General features: G+C 62.0%; 20 protein-coding genes. 11 read left to right on the forward strand and 9 right to left on the reverse strand.

Annotated features, from left to right (window positions below; genetic code table 11):
- Window positions 1-2: 2 nt before the first annotated feature.
- Window positions 3-1,406, forward strand: a complete 1,404-nt coding sequence (locus AC07OO_RS20780; protein ID WP_495084052.1) for a GAF domain-containing sensor histidine kinase — start codon at window positions 3-5, stop codon at window positions 1,404-1,406.
- On the opposite strand, the gene hrpA is transcribed toward AC07OO_RS20780, so the two are convergent.
- Window positions 1,366-5,355 carry an ATP-dependent RNA helicase HrpA gene (hrpA, locus tag AC07OO_RS20785; protein WP_495084122.1) on the reverse strand — a complete coding sequence of 1,330 codons (3,990 nt, stop codon included), beginning with the start codon at window positions 5,353-5,355 and terminating at the stop codon, window positions 1,366-1,368. The genes AC07OO_RS20780 and hrpA overlap by 41 nt on opposite strands.
- 141 nt (window positions 5,356-5,496) lie before the next feature.
- Here hrpA and argA point away from each other — a divergent pair, with 141 nt between their 5' ends.
- On the forward strand, window positions 5,497-6,846 hold the full coding sequence (gene argA, locus AC07OO_RS20790) for an amino-acid N-acetyltransferase (RefSeq protein ID WP_495084053.1): 1,350 nt from the start codon (window positions 5,497-5,499) through the stop codon (window positions 6,844-6,846).
- On the opposite strand, the gene AC07OO_RS20795 is transcribed toward argA, so the two are convergent.
- Both AC07OO_RS20795 and AC07OO_RS20800 read right to left on the reverse strand, forming a co-directional pair.
- The gene (locus AC07OO_RS20795; RefSeq protein WP_495084054.1) at window positions 6,838-7,743 is read right to left on the reverse strand and encodes a methyltransferase domain-containing protein; all 906 of its coding nucleotides are present in this window, start codon (window positions 7,741-7,743) and stop codon (window positions 6,838-6,840) included. The genes argA and AC07OO_RS20795 overlap by 9 nt on opposite strands.
- Window positions 7,744-7,880: 137 nt before the next feature.
- Window positions 7,881-8,393, reverse strand: coding sequence for a disulfide bond formation protein B (locus tag AC07OO_RS20800; protein ID WP_495084055.1), 513 nt, complete (start codon window positions 8,391-8,393; stop codon window positions 7,881-7,883).
- A 181-nt stretch (window positions 8,394-8,574) separates the two neighbouring features.
- On the opposite strand from AC07OO_RS20800, the gene AC07OO_RS20805 reads away from it, so the two are divergent.
- On the forward strand, window positions 8,575-8,847 hold the full coding sequence (locus AC07OO_RS20805) for an oxidative damage protection protein (RefSeq protein WP_495084056.1): 273 nt from the start codon (window positions 8,575-8,577) through the stop codon (window positions 8,845-8,847).
- 113 nt (window positions 8,848-8,960) lie between these two features.
- Window positions 8,961-10,559: an FAD-dependent oxidoreductase gene (locus tag AC07OO_RS20810; RefSeq protein WP_495084057.1), complete on the forward strand. Its 1,599-nt coding sequence runs from the start codon at window positions 8,961-8,963 to the stop codon at window positions 10,557-10,559.
- Here the strand turns inward: AC07OO_RS20810 and AC07OO_RS20815 are convergent.
- The 5 genes from AC07OO_RS20815 to AC07OO_RS20835 all read right to left on the reverse strand — a co-directional run bounded on the left by AC07OO_RS20815 (window position 10,556) and on the right by AC07OO_RS20835 (window position 16,037).
- Window positions 10,556-11,293, reverse strand: coding sequence for a hypothetical protein (locus AC07OO_RS20815; protein ID WP_495084058.1), 738 nt, complete (start codon window positions 11,291-11,293; stop codon window positions 10,556-10,558). The two genes, AC07OO_RS20810 and AC07OO_RS20815, sit on opposite strands and share 4 nt — an antisense overlap.
- Before the next feature lie 107 nt (window positions 11,294-11,400).
- Window positions 11,401-12,369: an ABC transporter permease gene (locus AC07OO_RS20820; RefSeq protein ID WP_495084059.1), complete on the reverse strand. Its 969-nt coding sequence runs from the start codon at window positions 12,367-12,369 to the stop codon at window positions 11,401-11,403.
- Window positions 12,362-13,507 carry an ABC transporter permease gene (locus tag AC07OO_RS20825; protein WP_495084060.1) on the reverse strand — a complete coding sequence of 382 codons (1,146 nt, stop codon included), beginning with the start codon at window positions 13,505-13,507 and terminating at the stop codon, window positions 12,362-12,364. Before AC07OO_RS20825 ends, AC07OO_RS20820 begins: the two co-directional genes overlap by 8 nt.
- Window positions 13,504-15,057, reverse strand: a complete 1,554-nt coding sequence (locus AC07OO_RS20830) for an ABC transporter ATP-binding protein (RefSeq protein WP_495084061.1) — start codon at window positions 15,055-15,057, stop codon at window positions 13,504-13,506. The genes AC07OO_RS20825 and AC07OO_RS20830 overlap by 4 nt, the downstream gene beginning before the upstream one ends.
- On the reverse strand, window positions 15,057-16,037 hold the full coding sequence (locus AC07OO_RS20835) for a BMP family lipoprotein (protein ID WP_495084062.1): 981 nt from the start codon (window positions 16,035-16,037) through the stop codon (window positions 15,057-15,059). The genes AC07OO_RS20830 and AC07OO_RS20835 overlap by 1 nt, the downstream gene beginning before the upstream one ends.
- A gap of 157 nt (window positions 16,038-16,194) precedes the next feature.
- Here AC07OO_RS20835 and AC07OO_RS20840 point away from each other — a divergent pair, with 157 nt between their 5' ends.
- Genes AC07OO_RS20840 through AC07OO_RS20850 form a run of 3 tightly spaced genes read left to right on the forward strand, consistent with a single transcriptional unit; the run spans window position 16,195 to window position 19,029 of the window.
- Window positions 16,195-17,142 (forward strand): ribokinase, encoded by a 948-nt coding sequence (locus AC07OO_RS20840; RefSeq protein ID WP_495084063.1) that lies wholly within the window; start codon window positions 16,195-16,197, stop codon window positions 17,140-17,142.
- Between the two features lie 10 nt (window positions 17,143-17,152).
- Window positions 17,153-18,151, forward strand: coding sequence for a nucleoside hydrolase (locus AC07OO_RS20845; RefSeq protein ID WP_495084064.1), 999 nt, complete (start codon window positions 17,153-17,155; stop codon window positions 18,149-18,151).
- 32 nt (window positions 18,152-18,183) lie between these two features.
- Window positions 18,184-19,029: an isopenicillin N synthase family dioxygenase gene (locus tag AC07OO_RS20850; protein ID WP_495084065.1), complete on the forward strand. Its 846-nt coding sequence runs from the start codon at window positions 18,184-18,186 to the stop codon at window positions 19,027-19,029.
- Between the two features lie 48 nt (window positions 19,030-19,077).
- Here the strand turns inward: AC07OO_RS20850 and AC07OO_RS20855 are convergent, their stop codons facing one another.
- Window positions 19,078-19,482, reverse strand: a complete 405-nt coding sequence (locus tag AC07OO_RS20855) for an MAPEG family protein (RefSeq protein ID WP_495084066.1) — start codon at window positions 19,480-19,482, stop codon at window positions 19,078-19,080.
- Between the two features lie 134 nt (window positions 19,483-19,616).
- Here AC07OO_RS20855 and AC07OO_RS20860 point away from each other — a divergent pair, with 134 nt between their 5' ends.
- The 4 genes from AC07OO_RS20860 to AC07OO_RS20875 all read left to right on the forward strand — a co-directional run bounded on the left by AC07OO_RS20860 (window position 19,617) and on the right by AC07OO_RS20875 (window position 23,309).
- Complete coding sequence (locus AC07OO_RS20860; protein ID WP_495084067.1) at window positions 19,617-20,408, forward strand: sulfite exporter TauE/SafE family protein; 792 nt, start codon at window positions 19,617-19,619, stop codon at window positions 20,406-20,408.
- Window positions 20,409-20,473: 65 nt separating this feature from the next.
- Window positions 20,474-22,291: a nitrite/sulfite reductase gene (locus AC07OO_RS20865; protein WP_495084068.1), complete on the forward strand. Its 1,818-nt coding sequence runs from the start codon at window positions 20,474-20,476 to the stop codon at window positions 22,289-22,291.
- A 2-nt stretch (window positions 22,292-22,293) separates the two neighbouring features.
- Window positions 22,294-22,677 (forward strand): DUF934 domain-containing protein, encoded by a 384-nt coding sequence (locus AC07OO_RS20870; RefSeq protein WP_495084069.1) that lies wholly within the window; start codon window positions 22,294-22,296, stop codon window positions 22,675-22,677.
- Window positions 22,674-23,309, forward strand: a complete 636-nt coding sequence (locus AC07OO_RS20875) for a phosphoadenosine phosphosulfate reductase domain-containing protein (protein WP_495084070.1) — start codon at window positions 22,674-22,676, stop codon at window positions 23,307-23,309. Before AC07OO_RS20870 ends, AC07OO_RS20875 begins: the two co-directional genes overlap by 4 nt.
- Window positions 23,310-23,330 lie beyond the last annotated feature (21 nt).

Consider the following 23,330-nt stretch of genomic DNA (forward strand, 5'->3'; position numbering starts at 1 on the left):
CAATGCCCTACATCAATACGGCCGAAGCCCTGCGCCAGGGGCAGAGCCATCTGCTGGAACTGATCGCCAAAGGCGTAGAGCTGAAAGAGGTGCTGGACAGCCTGATGCTGCTGATCGAATCGCAGTCCGAAGGGTTGTACTGTTCGGTGCTGTTGTTGGACGAAGACGGTATCCACATTCGCCCAGCCTCGGGACCCAATATGCCGACGAGCTACATGGCGGCGCTGGACGGGTTTCCCATCGGACCGGTGGTGGGCTCCTGCGGCACGGCCATGTACCGCAAGGAATCGGTCGTGGTGACCGACCTGATGAACGACCCGCTGTGGGCGCCGTATAAGAGTCTGGTCGAGCCGCATGGATTTCGCGCCTGCTGGTCCAAGCCGATTTATTTGAACCGCGAGGTGGTGCTGGGTACCTTTGCCATGTACTACAAAGAGGTGCGCAGCCCAGGGCCCAAGGAGTTGGGTCTGATGGATGTGGCCACCCATATTGCCGGCATCGCCATTGAGCGCACGCGGCGCGAGCGCGAACTGGAGCGCCACCGCTTCCACCTGGAAGAGCTGGTAGCCGCACGCACAGCCGAACTCAGTGCCACGCAGGAAGAGTTGGTGCGCCGGGACAAGCTGGCCGCGCTGGGCGCCCTCGTCGCAGGTGTGGCGCACGAACTCAATACCCCCATTGGCAACAGCTTGGTAGCCGCCAGCACACTGGCTGACCGTGCCCAAAATTTCGCCGCGGGCTATGCCACGGGCCTGACCCGCAGCGCCGTGGAGACATTTATTGGGGATGCCACGACAGCCAGCGAACTGCTGGTGCGCAGCCTTCAGCGCGCCGCCAATCTGGTATCCAGTTTCAAGCAGGTGGCCGTGGAGCAATCGAGTGCGCAGCGTTGCAAGTTCTCGGTAGCGGAGTCTCTGCAGGGCCTGGATACGCTGTGTGGTCGCCCGGGTTTGACGATCCACTGCAGCGTCGAGGGCACGATAGAGATCGACAGCTACCCCGGCCCGTTGACGGACGTGCTGCTGAACCTTGTGAGCAACGCGATGCTGCACGGCTACGCGGGCCGCGCCACAGGTGATGTTTACGTCAGCGCCAAACCGGCCGCCCCCGGCTGGATGGAGCTGACCGTGGAAGACCGGGGCGACGGCATTGCTCCGGCCAACCTGAAGCGCCTGTTCGATCCTTTTTTCACGACACGACTGGGCACGGGCGGCTCTGGTCTAGGTCTGCACATCACGCACAACATCATCACCGGCATCCTGGGCGGGCGCATCAAGGTGCACAGCGCGCTGGGGCAAGGCAGTACGTTTGTGCTGGCCCTGCCCCTGGTTGCACCGATGTTCCAGCCTGGGATGGCACCAGACCCTACGAGCCCATCTGCGTCCAGGCCTTCTCCAGGCGCTTGACGCTAACGGGCTGCGGCGTGCGCAACTCTTGCGCGAAGAAGCTGACGCGCAGCTCCTCCATCAGCCAACGGAACTCTTGCATGCGCTCATCGACCGCACCCTTGCGCTCAGCCACCAGGCGCCAGTAGCGCTGTTCCAGCGGGCGCAGCTCGGCCAGGCGCGCCACGTCGCGGGCGGGGTCGGCACGGTACTTGTCCAGCCGCAGCGTGATGGCCTTCAGGTAGCGGGCCAGGTGCTGCAGGCGCGGCCAGGGCGCGGCTTGCAGAAAGCGCTTGGGCACAAGCCGGTTGATCTGCTGGGCGCAGTCGGCCACAGCGTCCGGGGCATTCTTCGTGTCCTTGATCTTGCGGGCGGCGGTGGCATGCTCTAGCAGAATGATCCCGGCCAGGCGCGCCACCTCGTTGGCGATCAGCGTCAAGCGGCCACGCCCCTCCTCCACCCGGCGCTTGAAGGCGAACTCGTCGGTGGGCAGCGGGTCCAGCAAGAAGGCCCGATCCAGCGCCACGGCAATGATCTGCTCGCGCAGCTCTTCCACCGTACCCCCACCGGTGCCGTTGTCCGCCTTGCCCACGTTCATGTAGGCCACGGCCATCTTCTGCAGGTCGGGGATGTTCTTCTCCAGGTACTTCAGCGCATCCTTGATCTGCAGCGCAAACAGGCGGCGCAGGCCGGCCTGGTGTTTGGCGGCGGAGACCTCAGGCTCGTCGAACACCTCGATGGTGACGGCGTCCCCTTGGTCGATCAGCGCCGGGAAGCCAATCAGCGTCTGGCCGCCCTTGCGGATCTCCAGCAGCTCGGGCAGTTCGCCAAAGGTCCAGGCGGTGTGGCGCTGGTCGGTGACCGCCGCCGGGTTAGTCTTGCCTTGAGGAGAAGCTGTTTGGTTTACTCCTGACTTGATAGCGGCTGATCCAGATTTTACGAGGGCTGGAGGCTCATTTTGCTTAAGTGATTTGCCGAAAACGGCTTCCGTTGCGCCCGGCGCCTGCGCCAGCTTGAGCCCTGCCAGCGCCTGGAACGCGCCACGCGCCTGGGCGCCCAGCTCGGCCTTCAACGCGCCCAGGTTGCGGCCATGGCCCAATTGGCGGCCATGCTCGTCGACCACGCGGAAGTTCATGAAGAAATGCGGCGTCAGCATGTCGACCTTGATATCGGCCTTGACGATATCCAGCGATGTGGCTTCGCGCACCAACTTCAGTACGGCATCCACCAGACCACCTGTGCCAAACCGTTCGGGCGCGTTCAGCGTCTCGGCAAACTTGGTGGCCGTATCGGGCAGTGGCACCAGGCGCGAACGCGGGCGCTGGTGCAGGGTCTTCAGCAGGGCCTGCACCTTGTCCTTCAGCATACCGGGCACCAGCCATTCGCAGCGCTCCTCGCTGACCTGGTTCAGCACAAACAGCGGCACGGTCACCGTGAGGCCGTCGCGCGGGTCGCCGGGCTCGTGCAGGTAGGTAGCGGCACAGTCCACGCCACCCAGGCGTATGGTTTTGGGAAAGGACGCGGTGGTGATGCCGGCGGCCTCGTGGCGCATCAGCTCCTCGCGGGTGAGCTTCAGCAGGTTGGGCTGCTTCTTGACCTCTTCCCGGTACCAACGCTCCAGCGAGTAGCCGCTGCACACATCGGCTGGCAGCTGCTGGTCGTAAAAGGCGTAGATCAGCTCTTCGTCTACCAGCACATCCTGTCGGCGGGACTTGTGCTCCAGCTCCTCCACCTGGCGCACCAGCTTCTGGTTGGCGGCCAGGAATGGCAGCGGTGTCTCCCACTCGCCACCCACCAGGGCCTGGCGAATGAAGATCTCGCGGGCGCCGGGCATGTCCACGCGGCTGTAGTTGGTGCGACGGCCGTTGTAGACGACGATGCCATACAGCGTGGCCCGCTCCAGCGCTACCACTTCGGCGGCCTTTTTCTCCCAGTGCGGGTCCAGCAGTTGCTTTTTCAGCAGGTGGCCGCCCACCTGCTCCAGCCATTGGGGTTCGATGTTGGCAAGGCCGCGGCCAAACAGGCGTGTGGTTTCGACCAATTCGGAGGCGACGATCCAGCGCCCCGGCTTCTTGGTCAGGTGTGCGCCGGGGTGGGCGTAGAACTTGATGCTGCGGGCACCCAGGTATTCGCCGTTCTGGCCCTCCTCCAGCTTGCAACCGATGTTGCCCAACAGGCCCGACAGCATGGACAGGTGCAATTGCTCGTAGCTGGCGGGCTTGGTGTTCAGGCGCCATTTGTGCTCAGCCACTACGGTGTGGAGCTGGCTGTAGATGTCTTTCCACTCGCGCACGCGGCGGATGTTGACGAAATTTTGGCGCAGTAGTTGTTCGTACTGGCGATTGCTCAGCTTGTGCGTTGTTGCAGGCGCTAGGAGCTGGGGTGGCCGGGCGTTCTGCTCCGTGTCCCCCGCCCTTAGGGCTCCTCCTTTTACCTGCGCAGAACGCCCGGCCCCCCCAGCTCCTGACACCTCGGCAGAAGAACCGCCACGCGCATCATGGATCCACTTCCACAGCTTCAGGTAACCGGTGAACTCACTCTTCTCATCATCAAACTTTTGGTGCGCGGTGTCGGCTTGCTGCTGTGCCTCCATGGGTCGGTCGCGCACGTCCTGCACACTCAGTGCCGAGGCAATCACCAGCGCCTCGTCCAATGCCTCGCGAGAACGCGCCTCCAGCAACATGCGCCCCACCCGCGGGTCTAGCGGCAGGCGGGACAGTTCGGTGCCCAGCGGTGTCAGCTCATTCGCGTCGTCCACGGCACCCAACTCGTTCAGCAATTGGTAGCCATCGGCAATGGCGCGCCCGCTGGGACGTTCCAGAAACGGAAAGTCTTCCACGATGCCCAGGTGTAGCGACTTCATGCGCAGGATGACGCCAGCCAGTGAGGAGCGCAAGATTTCCGGGTCGGTGAAGCGCTCGCGTCCGTTGAAGTCTTTCTCGTCGTAGAGGCGGATGCAGATACCGTTGGCTACCCGCCCGCAGCGGCCGGAGCGCTGGTTGGCAGCGGCCTGGCTGATGGGCTCCACCAGGAGTTGCTCCACCTTGCTGCGGAAGCTGTAACGTTTGACGCGGGCAGTACCCGCATCGATGACGTAGCGTATGCCGGGCACGGTCAGCGAGGTCTCGGCCACATTGGTGGCCAGCACCACGCGCCGGCCGGTATGGCCGTCAAAGATGCGGTCCTGCTCTGCAGGGCTCAGGCGGGCGAACAGCGGCAGCACTTCTGCGCTGCGCATGATGGGCTGGTGGCTCAGGTGCTTGCGCAGGTGGTCCGCCGCCTCGCGGATCTCGCGTTCGCCGGGCAGAAAGACCAGGATGTCACCCTGGTTGTGGTGGTCCCGCCAGAGCTCGTCCACACCATCGGCAATCGCGTCATTCAGATCGTATTCGCGCGACTCTTCAAACGGCCTATAGCGCTGCTCCACCGGGAACATGCGGCCCGACACCATGATGACGGGGGCAGGTCCTTTGCTGGATTTGAAATGGTCTGCAAAACGCTGGGCGTCAATCGTGGCCGAGGTCACCACAATCTTCAGGTCTGGCCTGCGCGGCAAAATCTGGCGCAAATAGCCCAGCAGGAAGTCGATGTTCAGGCTGCGTTCGTGCGCCTCGTCGATGATGATGGTGTCATAGGCGTTGAGCAGCGGGTCGGTCTGCGTCTCGGCCAGCAAAATACCATCGGTCATCAGTTTGACTGATGCATCCTTGCCCAACCGGTCGTTGAACCGCACCTTGAAACCCACCACATCGCCCAACGGCGTCTTCAGCTCTTCCGCAATGCGCTTGGCCACGCTGCTGGCCGCAATGCGGCGCGGCTGGGTGTGGCCGATGAGTTTGCCCCTTTGCCCAGAGGGATAGTTCAGCTTGCCCCGCCCCATGGCCAGTGCGATCTTGGGTAGCTGTGTGGTCTTGCCCGAACCGGTCTCGCCGCAGACGATGATGACTTGGTGGGCGGCCATGGCGGCCATGATTTCTTCGCGTTTGCCCGATACCGGCAGGGATTCGGGGAACTCAATGTGCAGGGAGCTGGAGGTCAAGGTACAAACTTCGTAGAGAATCAGGGATTATCCCAGTCTCGCTGCCCCTATTGCCGCCCTAACCCGAGTGCCATGACCACTGTTTTCAATTTCACCTTCGTCCCCTGGTTTCGCTCGGTCGCGCCCTACATCCACAAGTTTCGCAACCAGACCTTTGTGGTGGGCATCGCAGGTGAAGCCATTGCCGCTGGCAAGCTGCCCCATCTGGCGCAGGACCTGGCCATGATCCAAAGCATGGGTGTGAAGATCGTGCTGGTGCATGGCTTCAGGCCCCAGGTGAATGAACAGCTCAAAGCCAAAGGCCATGCCGCCAAGTACTCCCACGGCATGCGCATCACCGACGAGGTGGCGCTGGATTGCGCGCAAGAGGCCGCCGGGCAATTGCGCTACGAGATCGAAGCGGCATTCAGCCAAGGCCTGCCCAATACGCCGATGGCGGACTCTACCGTGCGGGTCATCTCCGGCAACTTCATCACCGCGCGCCCCGTGGGCATCGTGGACGGCATCGACTTTCAACACTCGGGTCTTGTGCGCAAGGTCGACACGGCGGGCATCACCCGCGTGCTCGACATGGGTGCCCTGCTGCTGGTCTCGCCCTTTGGTTTTTCACCAACCGGCGAGGCCTTCAACCTGGCCATGGAAGAAGTGGCCACCTCGGTCGCCACGGCCCTGCAGGCCGACAAGCTGATCTTTGTGACCGAGGTACCCGGCATTCGCATGCGGCCCTCCGAAGCGCCATCCGAAGACAACCCTGTCGACACCGAATTGCCGCTGGCCGCCGCCGAACTGTTGCTACAGCAGCTGCCCGCAGCCAACCATCCCACCGACACGGCCTTTTACCTGCAGCACTGCGTCAAGGCCTGCAAGAATGGCGTGGAGCGCAGCCACATCATCCCTTTCTCGGTGGACGGCTCCATCCTGCTGGAGGTGTATGTGCACGACGGCATAGGCACCATGGTGGTGGACGAGAAGCTGGAAGAGCTGCGCGAGGCCTCGGTCGAGGACGTGGGCGGCATCCTGCAGTTGATAGAGCCCTTCGAGAAGGACGGCACGCTGGTCAAACGCAGCCGCACCGAGATAGAACGCGATGTCGGCAACTACACCATCATCGAGCACGACGGCGTGATCTTCGCCTGTGCCGCGCTCTACCCCTACCCCGAAGCCCGCACCGCCGAAATGGCCGCACTGACCGTATCGCCCGATGTGCAGGGCCAGGGAGATGGAGAGCGCGTGTTGAAACGCGTGGAACAGCGCGCCAAGGCCGCCGGCCTGGACAGCATCTTCGTGCTGACCACCCGCACCATGCACTGGTTCATCAAACGCGGCTTTGTGCAGGTCGACCCCGAATGGCTGCCCGAGGCCCGCAAGCGCAAGTACAACTGGGACCGCAAGAGCCAAGTGCTGGTGAAGAAACTAGCCTAGCACCAATTCTTTCGCAGGCTCCGGTTCGGTATCAGCGGCCTTGTTGGCTACCGGCGCTTTGTACTGGGCCAGAACAGACATGCGCTGCCAACTCTGCGTGCGCTCAAGGGCGTCGTCACAGACCCGCATGTTCACGATGAACTCGATCTCATTGCGCTCAGTGTCATAAAAATCGGCGCACGCAAAATCGATCAGGCCATGCTGCGACATTTCGGCAAATAGTGCGGCAAAGGATGCAGGTGTAAATACCCAGCAGTGCACATCGTGGTAAGTCCCATTTACAAGGGCATCCCGCGCAACCTGCAAGGCGCCTTCCAGCGTGTGTGCCTTCTTCAGTGAAGCGACATCCAGCGTGCCATTCCACGCTGCAATGCTGTCTACGGGAATTTCGTTCAAGCAAAAATCAAGGAGGCACTGAGTTGTAGGAATGCGCGCTTTGCTGGCAAATGCAGCCATCACGTCGGTCAGATTCGTCGGGCGGCGCAGGTAGTCAAAGGTATAGCGCCGATCGGGAACAGCCAGCCTGACAGCGCCATCGCTCTTCAAAATGGACCGGATCTCGTTCAGCCATGTCACTAAGTCAGGCACGTGCTCGATGACATGGGAAGCAACGACGTAATCCAGCACCTGGGTGGCGGTACCTGCGCCAGCAAAGTAGCCATCGATCCCCTGCCGCAGGGTCTGTGCTCCCCAGACGGCGTCCACGCAGATCTTTGCTAAATCAACATTCTTGTCATTGGCATAGTTCGCGCGCAACTGGTCAGCATCGCAGTGGTCGACATAGATCACATGGCCCAGGCCTTTGCTGACAAGCGGATTGTGCAATGGCCCGATTTCTGCACCGACGAGATTGGCCAAGTCAAGGCCACCCAGAAGTTTTTCTTTTCTGCTCTTCATTCCATCCCTCCGTTTTATAAACCTTATCACACGGGGGTGAAGCCCCTGCCACCGGGCACGGGTACGGTGTTACGGCATGTAAGCAGGCCGCACGGACAAGGGACGAAGACTAACGGTGCGAATACACCGCTTGTGCGTCAAGCCTTGCGGCTACGCCTCCACACCAACACGCCGCCCAATAAGGCTAGACCGCAGAAACACACAAAGGACCAGTTGGCGATGGAACCGCCCAGGAAGGTCCAATCCACCTTGGTGCAATCGCCGCCGCCTTTGAAGATCATGGGAATGGCGCGTTGCAGCGGGAAGGTTTCGATCATGCCGTAGATATCGCGCCCGCAGGACACGACCTCGGGCGGATACCACTGCAGCCAGCTCTGGCGGGCTGCCACATAGGCGCCGGCGATGGCCAACAGGACCAACACCACGCCACCAAATATGTGTATACCTTTTCGGCCGCTAGCCCCCGTTAACGCTGCACACAATGCTACCAAAACGAGAGCGTAGCGCTGCACAACGCACATCGGACATGGATTCAATCCCACCACATGCTGCAAATACATGCCAAAGGCCAGCATGCCCACACAGGCCAAACAGATGGTCGCCAGGATGCGGCGGGGGGCCGTGTCAAAGAGTGCCAAAACGAAGTTCAAAATAACGGTCCTGTCAAAAGTAAGCGCTCCTGGGTGAGCGCACTGCGGAGTTGGTGTGCATTTTGCCCGCGAAGTTCCCAGCCCATCTACCCGCCGAAAGCCCAACCCGCACAAAGCGAATAAGATTCAGCCTATGGGCTCCCTTTTGAGCCCCATTTTTTTCATCAAGCAGAGGTTTCTCATGGCACGCACCGTCAACTGTATCAAGCTGGGCAAAGAGGCTGAAGGGCTGGACTTTCCCCCCTACCCTGGCGACCTGGGTAAACGCATCTGGGAAAGCGTGAGCAAAGAAGCCTGGGCCGCCTGGCTCAAGCACCAGACCATGCTGGTCAACGAAAATCGCCTGAACCTGGCCGATGCCCGCGCCCGCCAGTACTTGGCCCGTCAGATGGAAAACCATTTCTTTGGCTCTGGCGCCGATGCGGCCCAGGGCTATGTGCCGCCCAGCGCCTGAACTACGTCCCCATGCTGCCGCAGGGTGACCTGGCATCTTGTGGTCTACCGGCCGCGTGGGCTGGGCACCATGCGTGGACTGTACTGGATGCCGCCGACGCAAGCGGCGCACACTTGGCAGACATCTGGCTGACATGGCAGCACGATCCGCAGCGGCCGCACATGCTGCATTATGTGGTCGTCGCCCCATCCATAGAAACCTGGTTGGCCGCACATACCGGGCACGAAACACCCAAGGGCTGGCACGATTTCGCAGCGCAGTGCACGGAACTGGGCAGCGGCTTTCACCGCCTGGTATTGGAGGGCGGCCGGGTTTCTGTAACCCTGTGCCTGGGCGACCGCCAGGCTTTATTGGCCGAATTGACTTTCCAAGCCGACACCTTATTTGCGGAACAGCCCGCAGACAAATGGGCCGCGCAACTGCTGGCACGGCGTTGCAAGCGCGGCGCACGTATCTGCATGCGGATGATGGCGCCAGTCGCAGACTCGCAGTGCGTCCCTCTGCTGCGGGCAGTGGGATTTCAATTGGATGCGTTGTCGTCGGACAATCAACGCTTGCTTGGGCGCTTCGATCCCATTTGGGACATTCCAACCACCCGCACCGATACACGGCACAGGGTTCAAAGCCCCTCCCGTTGCGCGGTGCTGGGTGCCGGCATAGCCGGTGCCAGCGTGGCCCATGCCTTGGCGGTGCGGGGTTGGGATGTCTGCGTGGTCGATCAGCACACCACGCCGGCCGGTGGTGCCTCGGGCCTGCCCGTTGGCCTCGCTGTGCCCCATGTGTCAGCCGACGACAACCCCCGCGCCCGCCTGTCCCGGAGTGGCATCCACCTGCTGGCCCAGCATGCACACCAACTCCTCCAAATGGGGCACGACTGGAACCCCATTGGTGTGGAAGAGCGGCGCCCCGACGGCAGCACACTTTGGCACCCCACGGCCTGCTGGATCAAGCCTGCCAAGCTGGTGCAGGCCTGGTTATCCGCCCCCGGCATACGCTTTATTGGCGGACACCGCATCAATGCCCTCCTGCGCACCGACGACGGTGTCTGGTGGCTGTGCGATGGGTTGGGCGAAGAGCTCGGTCCGTTTGAGACCGTGGTATTGGCCAATGCCATCGGCAGCGTTGCGTTGCTGAACACACTCCCCACTACCACTTCGGCCGGTGCGGATCTACGCGACAAGCTAAACGCCCTGCAAGCGGTGCATGGCACCTTGAGCTACGGCCACCATGCCCAGATGACGCCGGGTTTGCCTGCCACGCCCATCAACGGCAATGGCAGCTTCATCCCCCACATACCTGGCGCGGACGGTGAGCAATGGTATGCCGGCTCAACCTTCGAGACGGATGGCATTTTGGCAACCGACCTAGTGGCGCAGCATGCGATCAATGTGAAGCGCTTGCGGCAATTGCTGGCCCGTGAAGGATCGCAGTTAGTGGAGGCATTGCTGCAGAATCCCGCCATGCAATGGTCGTCTACGCGCTGCACCACGCACGACCGCCTGCCCTTGGTAGGACCTATCGATACCGGTCCCCATACAGGCCTGTGGCTATGCGTTGGCATGGGGTCCAGGGGCTTGAGTTTTTCCGCTTTGTGTGCCCAGTTGCTGGCCGCTCGCCTGGGCGGTGAGCCGCTGCCCGTGGCCCAGAGTCTGGCGCGCAGCCTGGACGCTAACCGCCTGCAACGGCGGTCCGGCAGCGAGTCAGAGGCCTAGACTTTTTGCAGCAACCCCAGGACCTGGGGCGGGTTGAAGGGGATTTCCAGCAAGCCGGCGCAGCCGGACTGCTCGGCCCGCTCCATCACAGACCAGGAGGGTTTGTCGGTCGTCAAAATGATGGCCTGGGGCGGCGTGGGCAGCGCCTTGATGCTTTCCACCAATGCCCAAGGGTCTGCATCTGCCAATTCCAGGCTGACCATGACCACATCGTAGTGGCGGTGCTCCATGCGAATGCTGGCTTGGCGTTCGGTCTCTGCCTCATCCACGTCGGTCAACCCCGCCAAGGAAAGCCGTGCTCGCAGGTACATGCCGTCCTCGCGGTTCAGGCCGACCAACAGCGAGACCCGCACACCCGGCGGCACCGTTTGCTCCTCCAGCTCGTCAAAGCCAGTCACCACATCCACATACGCGTGGGAGGCAAACAAACCATCCAACACCTGCACCATCGCATTCCAATCCACCGGGCGGTGGAACGAGCGCCAGGCCTGCGGATGGGTTTTTGTGCCTACGCAAATGGTCTTCAGATGGGGGTTGAAGGTGGGCGAAGCCAGCTCGACTTCGGCCTCGTGGCAGTCCATATCAATCAAAGACACATGGGGTGGCGCCGGCGCATCCGGCGTCCACAAGCAATAGGCAGGCGTCTGGCGCACGGACAGGCGAAACAGCGTGTTGAGCGAGTGCCGCTCAACTGCGCTGAATCCAACCACTTTGACCCAAATACTGGATGACATGCTGGTAGTAGTGACGCGATGGTAAAACTAAGAGGGCTGGGCCACAAGCGTTTGCCAAGCCGAGACTCTAGCAGTGTATGCCATCGGTTTCCTGACTACTTCGCTACTTAGCGGTCCTTGCTATAAGGACGCCCCAGAGCCTTGGGTGCGACCGCCGTGCCAATGAAACCGGCCAATAGAACAACCGTCAACACATAAGGCAAGGCCTGGATGGCTTGCACGGGCACTTCGCCCACCAAAGGCAAGGCCACACCTTGCATGCGGATGGCAGCGGCATCCAGGAAGCCAAACAGCAGGCAGGCCCACAGAGCACCCACCGGGTACCAGCGGCCAAAGATGAGCGCTGCCAGCGCCATGAAGCCGCGGCCGGCTGTCATATTCGGAGAGAAATTGGCACTTTGGGCCAGCACCAGGTAGCTGCCCGCCAAGCCGCACAACACGCCATTCAACGTGAGCGCGGTATAGCGCAGACCGGAGACCGATACACCTGCCGCATCCACCATCTGCGGGTTTTCACCCACCGCCCGCAGGCGCAGGCCAAAGCGGGTGCGAAACAGCAACCACCACGAAGCTGGCACCAGGGCCAAGGCCAAATACACCATGGCGTTGTGGCTCAAGAGGCCCTCACCCAACAGCGGCCCGACCCAGGGAACACCCGCCAGGCTAGCAGCCGCCTGTGGCAGCAGAGGCTGGATGCGAACGGCCGTGGTCACCGGCGGGGTCTGCCCCCCCTGAGCGAACCAGGCAATGCCCAGCACCACGGTCAAGCCCGATGCGATGATGTTGATGGCCACACCGGACACCACCTGGTCACCTTTGTGGCTGACACAGGCCAGGCCGTGCATCCACGACAAGGCGACGGCGATGCCCAAGGCGGCCAGCATCGCTAGCGTCGTGGAACCCGACACCGCGCCCACGGCACCCGCCGCAAAGGCTGCGAAGAGCATCTTGCCTTCCAGGCCGATGTCCACAACGCCCGAGCGCTCCGAGAACAAACCCGCCAAGGCGCAAAAAATAAGAGGGGTCGCCAGGCGCAACGTAGACGCCAGCATGGTCCCCAACAATGCGTCATCCATGGGCAGCTCCTGACGCAGCATTGGACTTGGGTAGTACACGGATAACCAGCGCCAACACGCGCGCCACGATGGGCGCAATCACATAGGCCATGGCGCCCGAAAACAGCACGATAAAGCCCTGCAGCATGACCACCATGTCACGGCTAAAACCGCGCACTTCAAAGGCAACCTCGGCCCCACCTTGAAACAGCGCACCGAACAGGATACTGGCCAGCACAATGCCCACCGGGTGGTTACGCCCCATCAGGGCCACGGCAATGCCCGTAAAGCCCGCACCACTGACAAACTCCAGCAGCAGCTTGCCATTGACACCTGCAATCTCGTTCATGCCCACCATGCCCGCCAAGGCACCGGACACGGCCATCGCAATCATGATCTGGCGCTTGGGCCGCATGCCCGCATACTCCGCAGCACTGGCGCTGGAGCCCACCGCACGCAGGTGGTAGCCGGCGCGGGTGCGCCACAAGAACAGATAGACGCCAACGGCTGCCACCAAGGCCAACAGCACACTGAGGTTCAGTGGCGAACTCGGCCACTCCACCCCCAGCCAGGCCAAGGCTTCGTGCATGGCAGGCAGCTTGGCCGAATCGGCGAAGGGGACGCTCTCGACCGACATGGAACCCGCCGGGCGCAAGTGGTTCACTAGCAGATACACCAGAAGGCTGCTGCCAATGAAGTTGAACATGATGGTGGTGATGACCACATGGCTGCCCCGATAGGCCTGCAAGTAAGCCGGAATCGACGCCCAGACCATGCCGAACAGCGCACCCGACAACAGCATCAAAGGCAGCATGATCCAGGCCGGCAAGACGGGAGACAACCACAGCGCTATCAGCCCCGTGCCCAGCCCGCCCAGAATGGCCTGCCCCTCCCCACCGATGTTGAACAGGCCGCCATGCAAGGCGACCGCCACGGCCAGCCCGGTGAACACAAACGTGGTCGCGTAGTACAGCGTGTAGCTGAAACCGCGCGCCGTTCCGAAGGCTCCGTGCACCAGCACCGCAATGACCTCGGTCGGACTTTGCCCGACCAGAGCCACAACGCCGCCCGCGGCGAGCAAGGCCACACCCAGGCACACCAGGGGCAGCAGCACAAGGTCCGCCCAACGCGGCAAGGTGCTATTGGCACTGCTGCTCATGCGGCCTCCCCCATCGCATCGCCCACCATCAACAGGCCAATGCTGGCCTCGGTGCAGTCTTCTATTGCCAACTCACCGGTTACACGCCCTTGGTTCATCACGATCACCCGATTGGCCAGCGCCAATATTTCATCCAACTCACTGGACACCACCAACACGGCGCAACCCGCATCGCGCATGGCGCGCAGTTGGCTGTAAATGAATTCAATGGCACCAATGTCCACGCCGCGCGTGGGTTGCCCCACCAGCAGCACCTTGGGTTTTTGGCCGATCTCGCGTGCCAGCACCAGCTTTTGCTGGTTGCCGCCGGAGAAGCTGCGGCTGCGCAACTCGGGGGCGCGCGGGCGCACATCAAAGTGCTCCATCATGTCGGCCGTCGCTTGGCGCATCGCCGTGTGGTGCATCCAGCCACCGGATGAGTACTGGGGCAGCCCCTCGTAGCCCAGCACCGCCGACTCCCAGGCCACGAAATCCATGACCATGGCCCGTGCATGCCGGTCTTCCGGCACATGGGCCAGGCCCAATGTGCGCGCCGCGTGCGGGTCCAGCCAAGAGCTGGCTTCAAATGTGGTGCCACCCAGTTGCAGTTGGCCTTCGGTAGGTTGCAGCAGGCCCGAGAGCACATCTAGTAATTCACTTTGGCCATTGCCTGAGACACCCGCCACACCCACGATTTCACCGCCCCGTAGCGTCAAATTCAGGCCACGCAAGCGCACCACATTGAGCGCGTCGCGCACCAACACATTGCTGGCTTGCAGCAAGACCTCGCCCAAGGGTTTGGCCTCTTCATCCACACGCCCAGTCTGCACCTTGCGCCCAACCATGGCCTCGGCCAGGCCTTCGCAAGAAGCTTGCGCAATGGGCAACTCGTGCACCACGCGCCCCGCGCGCATCACGGTCACGTTGTCGCACAGTCGCATGACTTCCTTGAGCTTGTGGGTGATCAACAGAACGGTGGTGCCCTGCTCGCGCAGCACGCGCAAGACATCGAACAACTGCTCGGTCTCCTGCGGTGTCAGCACCGCAGTCGGCTCGTCCAGAATCAAGATCTTGGCGCCACGGTACAGCGCCTTCAGAATCTCCAGACGCTGGCGGTCACCAACCGGCAGATCCGACACCAGTGTGTCCAGCGCCACATGCAGCCCTGTGGATTGCATCAGCGCCGTGAGCTGGCTGCGTACCTGGGCATCAGCCCGCTTGAGCAGCCAATGGGGCTCGGCGCCCAGCATCACGTTTTCCAGTGCGCTCAGCGTGTCCACCAACATGAAGTGCTGGTGCACCATGCCAATACCCAGCGCGATGGCGTCGTCCGCATTGCGAATGGTGGCCGGCTGACCAAAGATGTCGATGGCGCCGCTATCGGCCTGGTAGAAGCCGTAGAGCACCGACATCAGCGTGCTCTTACCGGCGCCGTTCTCTCCCACAATGCCATGCACGGTGGCGGTGGGAATGCTCAGATTGACGTCCGCATTGGCAGCCACTGCGCCGAAGCGCTTGTGGATACCGCGCATGCGGACCGCGATGGCCGCGTGCGCGGCAGTCTCCGTCATCAGTACTTGCAGGCGTTGTCGGCCATGTAGTCGGCGGCCTTGATCTTGCCGCTGACGATGTCGGCCTTGATGGCCTCAACCTTCTTCTTCATGTCGGCCGTCACCAGCTTGGCGTTGTTGTCGTCCAGCGCGTAGTCCACGCCGCCTTCCTTCAGGCCCAGTGCAGACACACCGGCCTTGTGGCCCTTGGCCACGTTGTAAACGGCCAAGTCCACCCGCTTCACCATGGAGGTGAGCATGGTGCCGGGCTGCAGATGGTTCTGGTTGCTGTCCACACCGATAGCCAGCTTGCCGCTGTCCTTGGCGGCCTGGTACACACCCATGCCAGTGCCACCGGCTGCGGCAAACACTACATCAGCGCCCTTGGCGAACTGGGCCTTGGCCAACTCACCGCCGCGCGCGGGGTCGCTCCAGGCGGCACCAGTGGTGCCAGTCATATTGGCAAACACCTCGGCCTTGGGGTTGGCGTACTTGGCGCCCTGCTCGTAACCACACTGGAACTTGCGGATCAGCGGGATGTCCATGCCGCCCACAAAGCCCACCTTGCCGGTCTTGCTGGCCATGGAGGCCATGGCGCCGACCAGGAAGCTGCCTTCGTGTTCCTTGAAGACCACGGATTGCACATTGGGCTGGTTCACCACCATGTCGATGATGGCGAATTGCAGCTTGGGGAACTCCTTGGCAATCTTCTCGATGCTGGAAGCCTGGCCAAAGCCGATACCGATGATGGGGCTGGCGCCACGCTCTGCCATGCGGCGGATGGCCTGCTCACGCTGGGATTCGTTGGAGATTTCGAAATCGAGGTAAGGCTTGCCGGTTTCCTTCTTCCACTGCTCCATGCCGCGGTAGGCTGCTTCATTGAAGGATTTGTCGAACTTGCCGCCCATGTCGTACACGATGGCGGGCTCGGCCATGGCCTGGAAGCTGGCGGCCAGCGCGAGGCCCAACACACTCAAGCGCACCACATTTGTAAAACTCATATCAAACCTTTTTGTTGACTAAATGATCAGGAAAATGGGCGTAAGGTTATAGTCCTAGCACGCCTCTTGCAATCAGGGTGTTTCCCTAGCGCAAATTTTTGAACCTCTGTATTTTCCACTACACAATGGACACCCCATTGCAACCGCCTAAGACTTCATGATACTGGTAGCTGGCTCCTCCAACCTGGACTTTGTGGTCCGGGCCCACCACATTCCCGCGCCGGGCGAGACAGTGCTGGGCCACGATTTCAAAACATTCCCTGGTGGCAAGGGTGCCAACCAGGCCGTTGCCTGCGCGCGGGCCGGTGGTGCACCTACGACCTTCCTGACCGCCCTGGGCTCCGACGCCTTCGCCGCTCCGCTAGAGGCATCACTCCAGGATGCTTCGGTAACGCTGAACATTGTTCGCTCCACCGACCAGCCCACGGGTACAGCCTTTATCTGCGTCTCCGCAGACGCCGAAAACGCCATCACGGTAGCACCCGGTGCCAACCTCAGCCTGCTGGAGCAGCATTTACCCAGCTTGCAAAATGTGAGCCACCTGCTGATGCAGTTGGAAATTCCTCTGAACGCGGTCGTGGCCTACGCAAAAGCCGCGCACCTGCAAGGCGTGACCGTGGTGCTCAATGCGGCCCCCATACAGGCACTCCCCGCGGAGTTGCTGCAGTGGGTCGACATCCTGGTGGTCAACGAAGGCGAACTGGCCAGCCTGTCCGGTCACACCGGCAGCATTGCCGAGTGTCTGCAGCGCATTGCCGTGCCCACGGTGGTGGTTACCCTGGGCCATCGTGGCTGCTGTGCACGTTTTCAGGGCACCTTCGTGGTGCAGCCCGCATGCGCCATCACACCGGTGGACACCACGGCTGCAGGCGACACGTTTTGTGGCAGCTTGGTGGCCGCTTTGAGCGAGGGGGCCAGCATGCAGACGGCATTGTCCGTGGCTGGCGCCGCCAGTGCCCTGGCCTGCACCCGTCTGGGCGCGCAATCCAGCATCCCGCGCAAGGCAGAAGTGACAGCCTTCCTCGCCCAACAACCCCAAAAGACCACCGCACAAATGGATGCACTCGGCGCCTATTGCGGTCTGCCCGTTGGCAGCTATTCTTGAAGACCAGATGATGAACACCGAAGCACCCCGCAAAGTTATTTATGACACCGACCCTGGCGTGGACGACGCCATGGCCCTGTATTTCGCGCTGGCCCATTCCGGTATCGACATGGTGGGCATCACCACCACGTTTGGCAATGTATCGGTTGAACAAGCCGCCACCAATGCGCTGTACCTGACAGCCATTACCGGAAAAAAAGTCCCGGTCACCAAAGGCGTCAAGTCGCCTTGGGTCAAGCCCGGCGAGGCACCACCTGATTTCATCCACGGGGCCGACGGCCTTGGCAACTTAGCTAGCCGTGTAGCGACGACCAATGTGGTGGACCCGCGCTCGTCAGCACAGTTCATCGTGGACATGGCCCGCGCCTATCCCGGCGAGATCACTCTGGTGGCCGTTGGCCCGCTGGGCAATCTGAGCCTGGCCCTCAAGCTCGATCCCGAGTTGCCCAAACTGCTGCGCGAAGTCATCATCATGGGTGGCACCATCGACGAGCCGGGCAATGTGTCTCCGGTGGCCGAAGCCAATATCTGGAACGACCCCCACTCTGCTGATCACGTGTTCACTGCAGGCTGGAAGCTGACGATGGTGGGCCTGGATGTGACCCACAAGGTGGTGACCGAGCTCACCCTCTTCCAGAAGATTGCAGAGCACCACGGCCACATCGCCACGGACACACTGCACCACGCAGTGGCCTTCTACTCCAACTTCTACAGCGGTCTGCACCCGCATCTGGCCGCCAACCCCGGTTGCTTCGCCCATGACTTGCTGGCCTTCATCTACCTGGTCAGCCCCGAGTTGTTCAAGCTGGAGCGTGGCTGCATACGTGTGGTCACCGAGGGCATCGCCCAAGGCCAGACCATGCTGAACCGCCGCGCCTACATCGACTACCCGCAGGCCGGTTGGGGCAAGCACCTGCCGATGACCGATGTGTGCATGCAGGTGGACGCGCCGGGTTGCCTGGCGCTGTTTGAGCAGGCCCTGATGTCTGACTGGTTGACAAAAAACTGAGCGAAAAAACGAGAAAGCGAAAGAGACGAGCCATGCATTTACCCGTTGTTGATTTCCGCAGCCCCACCGCTGCCCAAGACTTCTGCCGCAGCCTGCACGAAACCGGCTTCGGCGTGCTGCGCAACCACCCGTTGGAGCAGGCCATGGTGGAAAACATTTATGCCGAGTGGCTGGCTTTTTTCAAGACCGAAGCCAAGCACCAGTACCTGACCGACCCGGTCAAGCATGACGGCTACTTTCCGCCATCGGTGTCCGAAATTGCCAAGAACAACACGCAGCGCGACTTGAAGGAGTTCTTCCATATCTACCCCTGGGGCCGCTACCCGGCCGAGGTGTCCGACACCGCACGCCGCTATTACGACCAGGGCAACGCATTGGCCCGCACGCTGCTGAACTGGGTAGAAGAGAACTCGCCCGCCGACGTCAAGGCGCGCTACTCCATGCCCCTGCCCCAAATGCTGGAAGGCAGCGACAACACCCTGTTGCGCGTGCTGCACTACCCGCCTCTGCGCGGCGATGAAGAACCCGGTGCTGTGCGCGCTGCTGCCCATGGCGACATCAACCTGTTGACCATATTGCCGGCGGCCACTGAGCCCGGCTTGCAGGTTTTAGGCAAGGACGATGCCTGGCACGATGTGCCTTGCGACTTTGGCTTGCTGATCGTCAACATCGGCGACATGCTGGAAGAGGCCTCGGGTGGCTACTACCCCTCCACCGTGCACCGGGTGCTGAACCCCGTGGGTGCAGCGGCCACCAAATCGCGCATCTCGCTGCCGCTGTTCCTGCACCCGCAGCGCGATGTGGTGCTGTCAGACCGTTACACCGTGGGCAGTTATTTCGACGAACGCATGCGCGAGTTGCGTGGCGAAAAGAAATGAAAAAAGCCCCGGCAGTCCGGGGCTTTGTTGTTTTTGGGTGCCCGTTCTTCAAGCGAGGAGCTTGAACAGCATGAAGAGCATCAGCCCCAACTGAACGCTCCAGAACGACGCCCGCACCAGCACATGGAGCTGCCCCACGCCAGTCAGGTGCGTCAGTGACTGACCAATGCGCGCATACAACACCCACGGCGCCAACGCAGCAATAGCGTCCACGCGGCCCATGGCAGTAGCGCCCAGCACGATGACGGCGAACACCGGCAGGTTTTCCAGGCAATTGGCATGGGCATCTTGAAGGCGTTGGACAAAGGCCGAGTCACCGGCTTGTTTGGAACCCCGTGGCCAGCTGTTGATGGGCATGCCGCTCACAAACCGCAGTCCGCGGTACAGGAAAACACCCAAGACCAAGAGTGCGGTCCATGCGGCAAATCCCAAAAGAGCTTGAATAGCGGTCATAGGCTGGAGTCCCCTGTAAATTGTTGAAGCGCGTACGGTAACCGATGGCGTCGCAACACCATATTCGAATTAAGAATAAGGAAATAGCTAAAAAATATTTTTCAATATAAGCACGGAAGCCTACAGTCGCTTCCATGCATGAATTAGCGTTTGTCTTCGCGGGTTTCTTTGTTGGCACCATTGTTGGTTTGACTGGCGTGGGCGGCGGCTCCCTGATGACGCCGATTCTGATCTTCTTCTTTGGCATCAAGCCTTATCTGGCCGTCGGCACCGACCTGCTGTTTGCAGCCTTTACCAAGATGGGGGGCACGCTCAAGCTGGCACGCTCCAAGTCCATCGACTGGCCGGTCGTGCTCAACCTGTCAGCCGGCAGCATTCCCGCCGCACTGATCACGCTGTACCTGTTGCACAACGTGGGCGCCACCAGCGTCCAGGTGCAAAAAGTCATGACCTTGACCCTGGGCGCGGCCCTGCTGCTGACAGCCGCCGCCACGCTGTACAAGGTGGTCCGCGGCAAGATCACCCCCAAGACCATCGCCAAGGGCCAGGAGGCCGCCGCTGCCCGCCCCCGTCACTGGAGCCTGCCGCTGCTGTTTGGCGCCCTGATCGGCACGCTGGTCACGCTGACATCCGTGGGCGCGGGTGCCATTGGCGTCACCGTGCTGATGATTCTGTACCCCAAGCTGCCCTTGCCACGCATCGTGGCAGCCGACATTGCCTACGCCGTGCCGCTGACCCTGGTGGCTGGCTTTGGCCACGCTTCCCTGGGTTCTGTGGACTGGTCCATGCTGGCCTGTCTGTTGGCCGGCTCCCTGCCCGGTATCTGGGTTGGCTCGCACCTGATGTCCAAGACACCTGAACGCGTCATCCGCTCCCTGCTGTCCGTGCTGCTGGCCTACGCCGGTTTGAAACTTATCGCTTTGTGAGACCTTGCGGGACAGACCAAGAGTTCGCGCAGTGAACTTTGCTCTGTCCTCAACTGATTAAAACCATGTACCAATACACCGACTTTGACCGCCAGTTCATCCGTAGCCGCGCCGCCCAGCACCGCGACCAGCTGGAACGCAACTTGGCCGGCACCTTAAGTGACGACGAGTTCCGCCCGCTGCGCCTGCAGAACGGCTGGTACATCCAGCGTTACGCCCCCATGTTGCGCGTGGCCGTGCCCTACGGCGAGCTGTCCAGCAAACAGCTGCGAGCCCTGGCCAAGATTGCACGCGAATACGACCACCCCACCAAGGAAGTCTTTGACAAGGCCATCGGCACCCAGGCCACCTGGGGCACGACGCACCTGCCGGTGGGCTACGGCCATTTCACAACCCGCCAGAACGTGCAGTTCAATTGGATTCCGCTGCACAAGAGCGCCGACGTCATGGACCTGCTGGCCAGTGTGGACATGCACGGCATCCAGACCAGCGGCAACTGCATCCGCAACATCACCAGCGACGAGCTGGCCGGCATCGCGCCCGACGAGATTGCCGACCCCCGCCCGTTTGCCGAAATCATGCGCCAGTGGAGCACGCTGCACCCCGAGTTTGCCTTCCTGCCGCGCAAGTTCAAGATCGCCATCACCGGCGCCACCGAGGACCGCGCGGCCACCTACTGGCATGACGTGGGCCTGCACCTGATCAAGAATGCCGCTGGCGAGCTGGGCTTCAAGGTGCTGGTGGGCGGCGGCATGGGCCGCACGCCCGTCATCGGTACGACGATCCGCGAGTTCCTGCCCTGGAACCAGATCATGAACTACCTGGAAGCCGTAGTGCGCGTCTACAACCGCTGGGGCCGCCGCGACAATCTGTACAAGGCGCGCATCAAGATTCTGGTCAAGGCCGAGGGTCAGCGCTACATCGACGAGGTGGAAGCCGAATACCAGCAAATCATCACCGTCGACGGCGCGCCGCACACCATCACCCAGGCCGAACTGGACAGGGTCTCTGCATCGTTTGTGCCGCCAGCCCTCGCCAATACTGAACATGCCGCTACCAGAACCGTAGCAGTCCCAGCGGACCGGCAAAAAGACTATGAGCGTTGGTTGAAGCAAAATGTGGCCGCTCACCAGAACCCTGCCCTGCGCGCCGTAACGCTGTCCTACAAACGCCTGGGCCAGGCTCCTGGCGACGCCGACGCGGACCAGTTGGACACTGCGGCCGCCCTGGCCGATGAATTCAGCGCTGGCGAAGTGCGTGTGACGCACGACCAGAACCTGCTCTTGCCCTGGGTACGCGCCGAAGACCTGCCCGCCCTGTGGGTGGCCGCCTGCCACGCCGGCCTGGCGCGCTCCAACATCCGCCTGCTGACGGACATGATTGCCTGCCCCGGCGGCGACTTTTGCGCGCTGGCCAACGCCCGCTCCATCCCGATTGCGGCGTCTATCACGGAGCGCTACCAGGACATGGACGAGCTGCACGACCTGGGCGAGATCGACCTGCACATCAGCGGCTGCATCAACAGCTGCGGCCACCACCACAGCGGGCACATCGGCGTGCTGGGCGTGGACAAGGACGGCAAGGAGTGGTACCAGATCTCGCTGGGCGGCTCGGATGGCTCCGCCCTCTCCGGCGCCGCAGTACCTGGCAAGGTGGTCGGTCCATCGTTTGGCGCGGGCGAAGTACCTGGCGTCATCGAAGCCTTGCTGGACACCTTCCGCCTGAACCGCAACGGCCGCGAGACCTTTATCGACTGCGTGAAGCGCGTCGGTTTTGACACCTTCAAGACCGCGGCCAACAGCGCTCGCCTGGCCGACAAACACGAAGACCTGCACGCCCTGCCCAAGTCGGCCGGCTATGCAAAAGACGCACAGGAAGCTTAACTATGAAATTGATAGCTGCAGAAGCACATTCTACGAGGGCTGAAGGCCAAAACGTCGTAGAGCTTGCCAATACGGAAGACCCCCGCACGCTGGCGCTGGATGGTGTCGACCGTATCGACCTGGTCTTCCCCAAGTTCACCGATGGCCGCGCGTTCACCCAGGCCTTTTTGCTGCACCGCCGCCTGGGCTTCAAGGGCGAGATCCGCGCCACTGGCGACGTGCTGGTCGACCAATTGGCGCAGATGCAACGCAGCGGTTTCACCTCCGCCGTGCTGCGCGCAGGCCAGGACGTAGGCACAGCCCAGCGGCAATTGGACCGCTACACCGCCTTCTACCAAGGTGACGCCGTCACCGTGAAGCCCCACTTTTCCCGGGAAGCCGCATGAGCACCGCAAGCAATACTCTCGATCTCGCAAAGATCAACGCCGAGCTGGGCCGCGACGCCCAAGCCCTGGTCGCATGGGCCATAGGCCTGAACCAGAGCCCCATCGTCACCACCAATTTCCGCCCGTTCGAGGCGGTGATCCTGCACATGGTCACGCGCGCCAAACCCGACGTACCCGTGGTCTGGATGGACAATGGCTACAACACCGAGGCCACCTACCGCTACGCCGACGAAGTGACCAAGCAACTGGGCCTGAACCTGCGCATCTACCTGCCGCTGCGCTCACGCGCGCACCGCGAGGCCGTGGATGGCCCGCTGCCCGGGCTGGACGACCCGCGCCACGCCGCCTTCACCGAAGAGGTGAAGCTGGAGCCCTTCGCCCGCGCGCTGCGCGAGACGGCGCCCAAGGTCTGGTTCACCGCGCTGCGCGCCACCGACAGCGCCGTACGCGCCCAGATGGACCCTGTGAGCATCAACCCGGACGGCCTGATCAAGGTCGCCCCGCTGCTGCACTGGTCGTCCAAAGACCTCTACCAGTACTGCGAGGCCCACGGCCTGCCCAACAATTTCGACTACGTGGACCCGACCAAGGGCGAAGAGCAGCGCGAGTGCGGCTTGCACATTGCGCACTGACTAAACTCCCTGAATACGACA

Source organism: Rhodoferax sp. GW821-FHT07G04, from assembly GCF_059418585.1.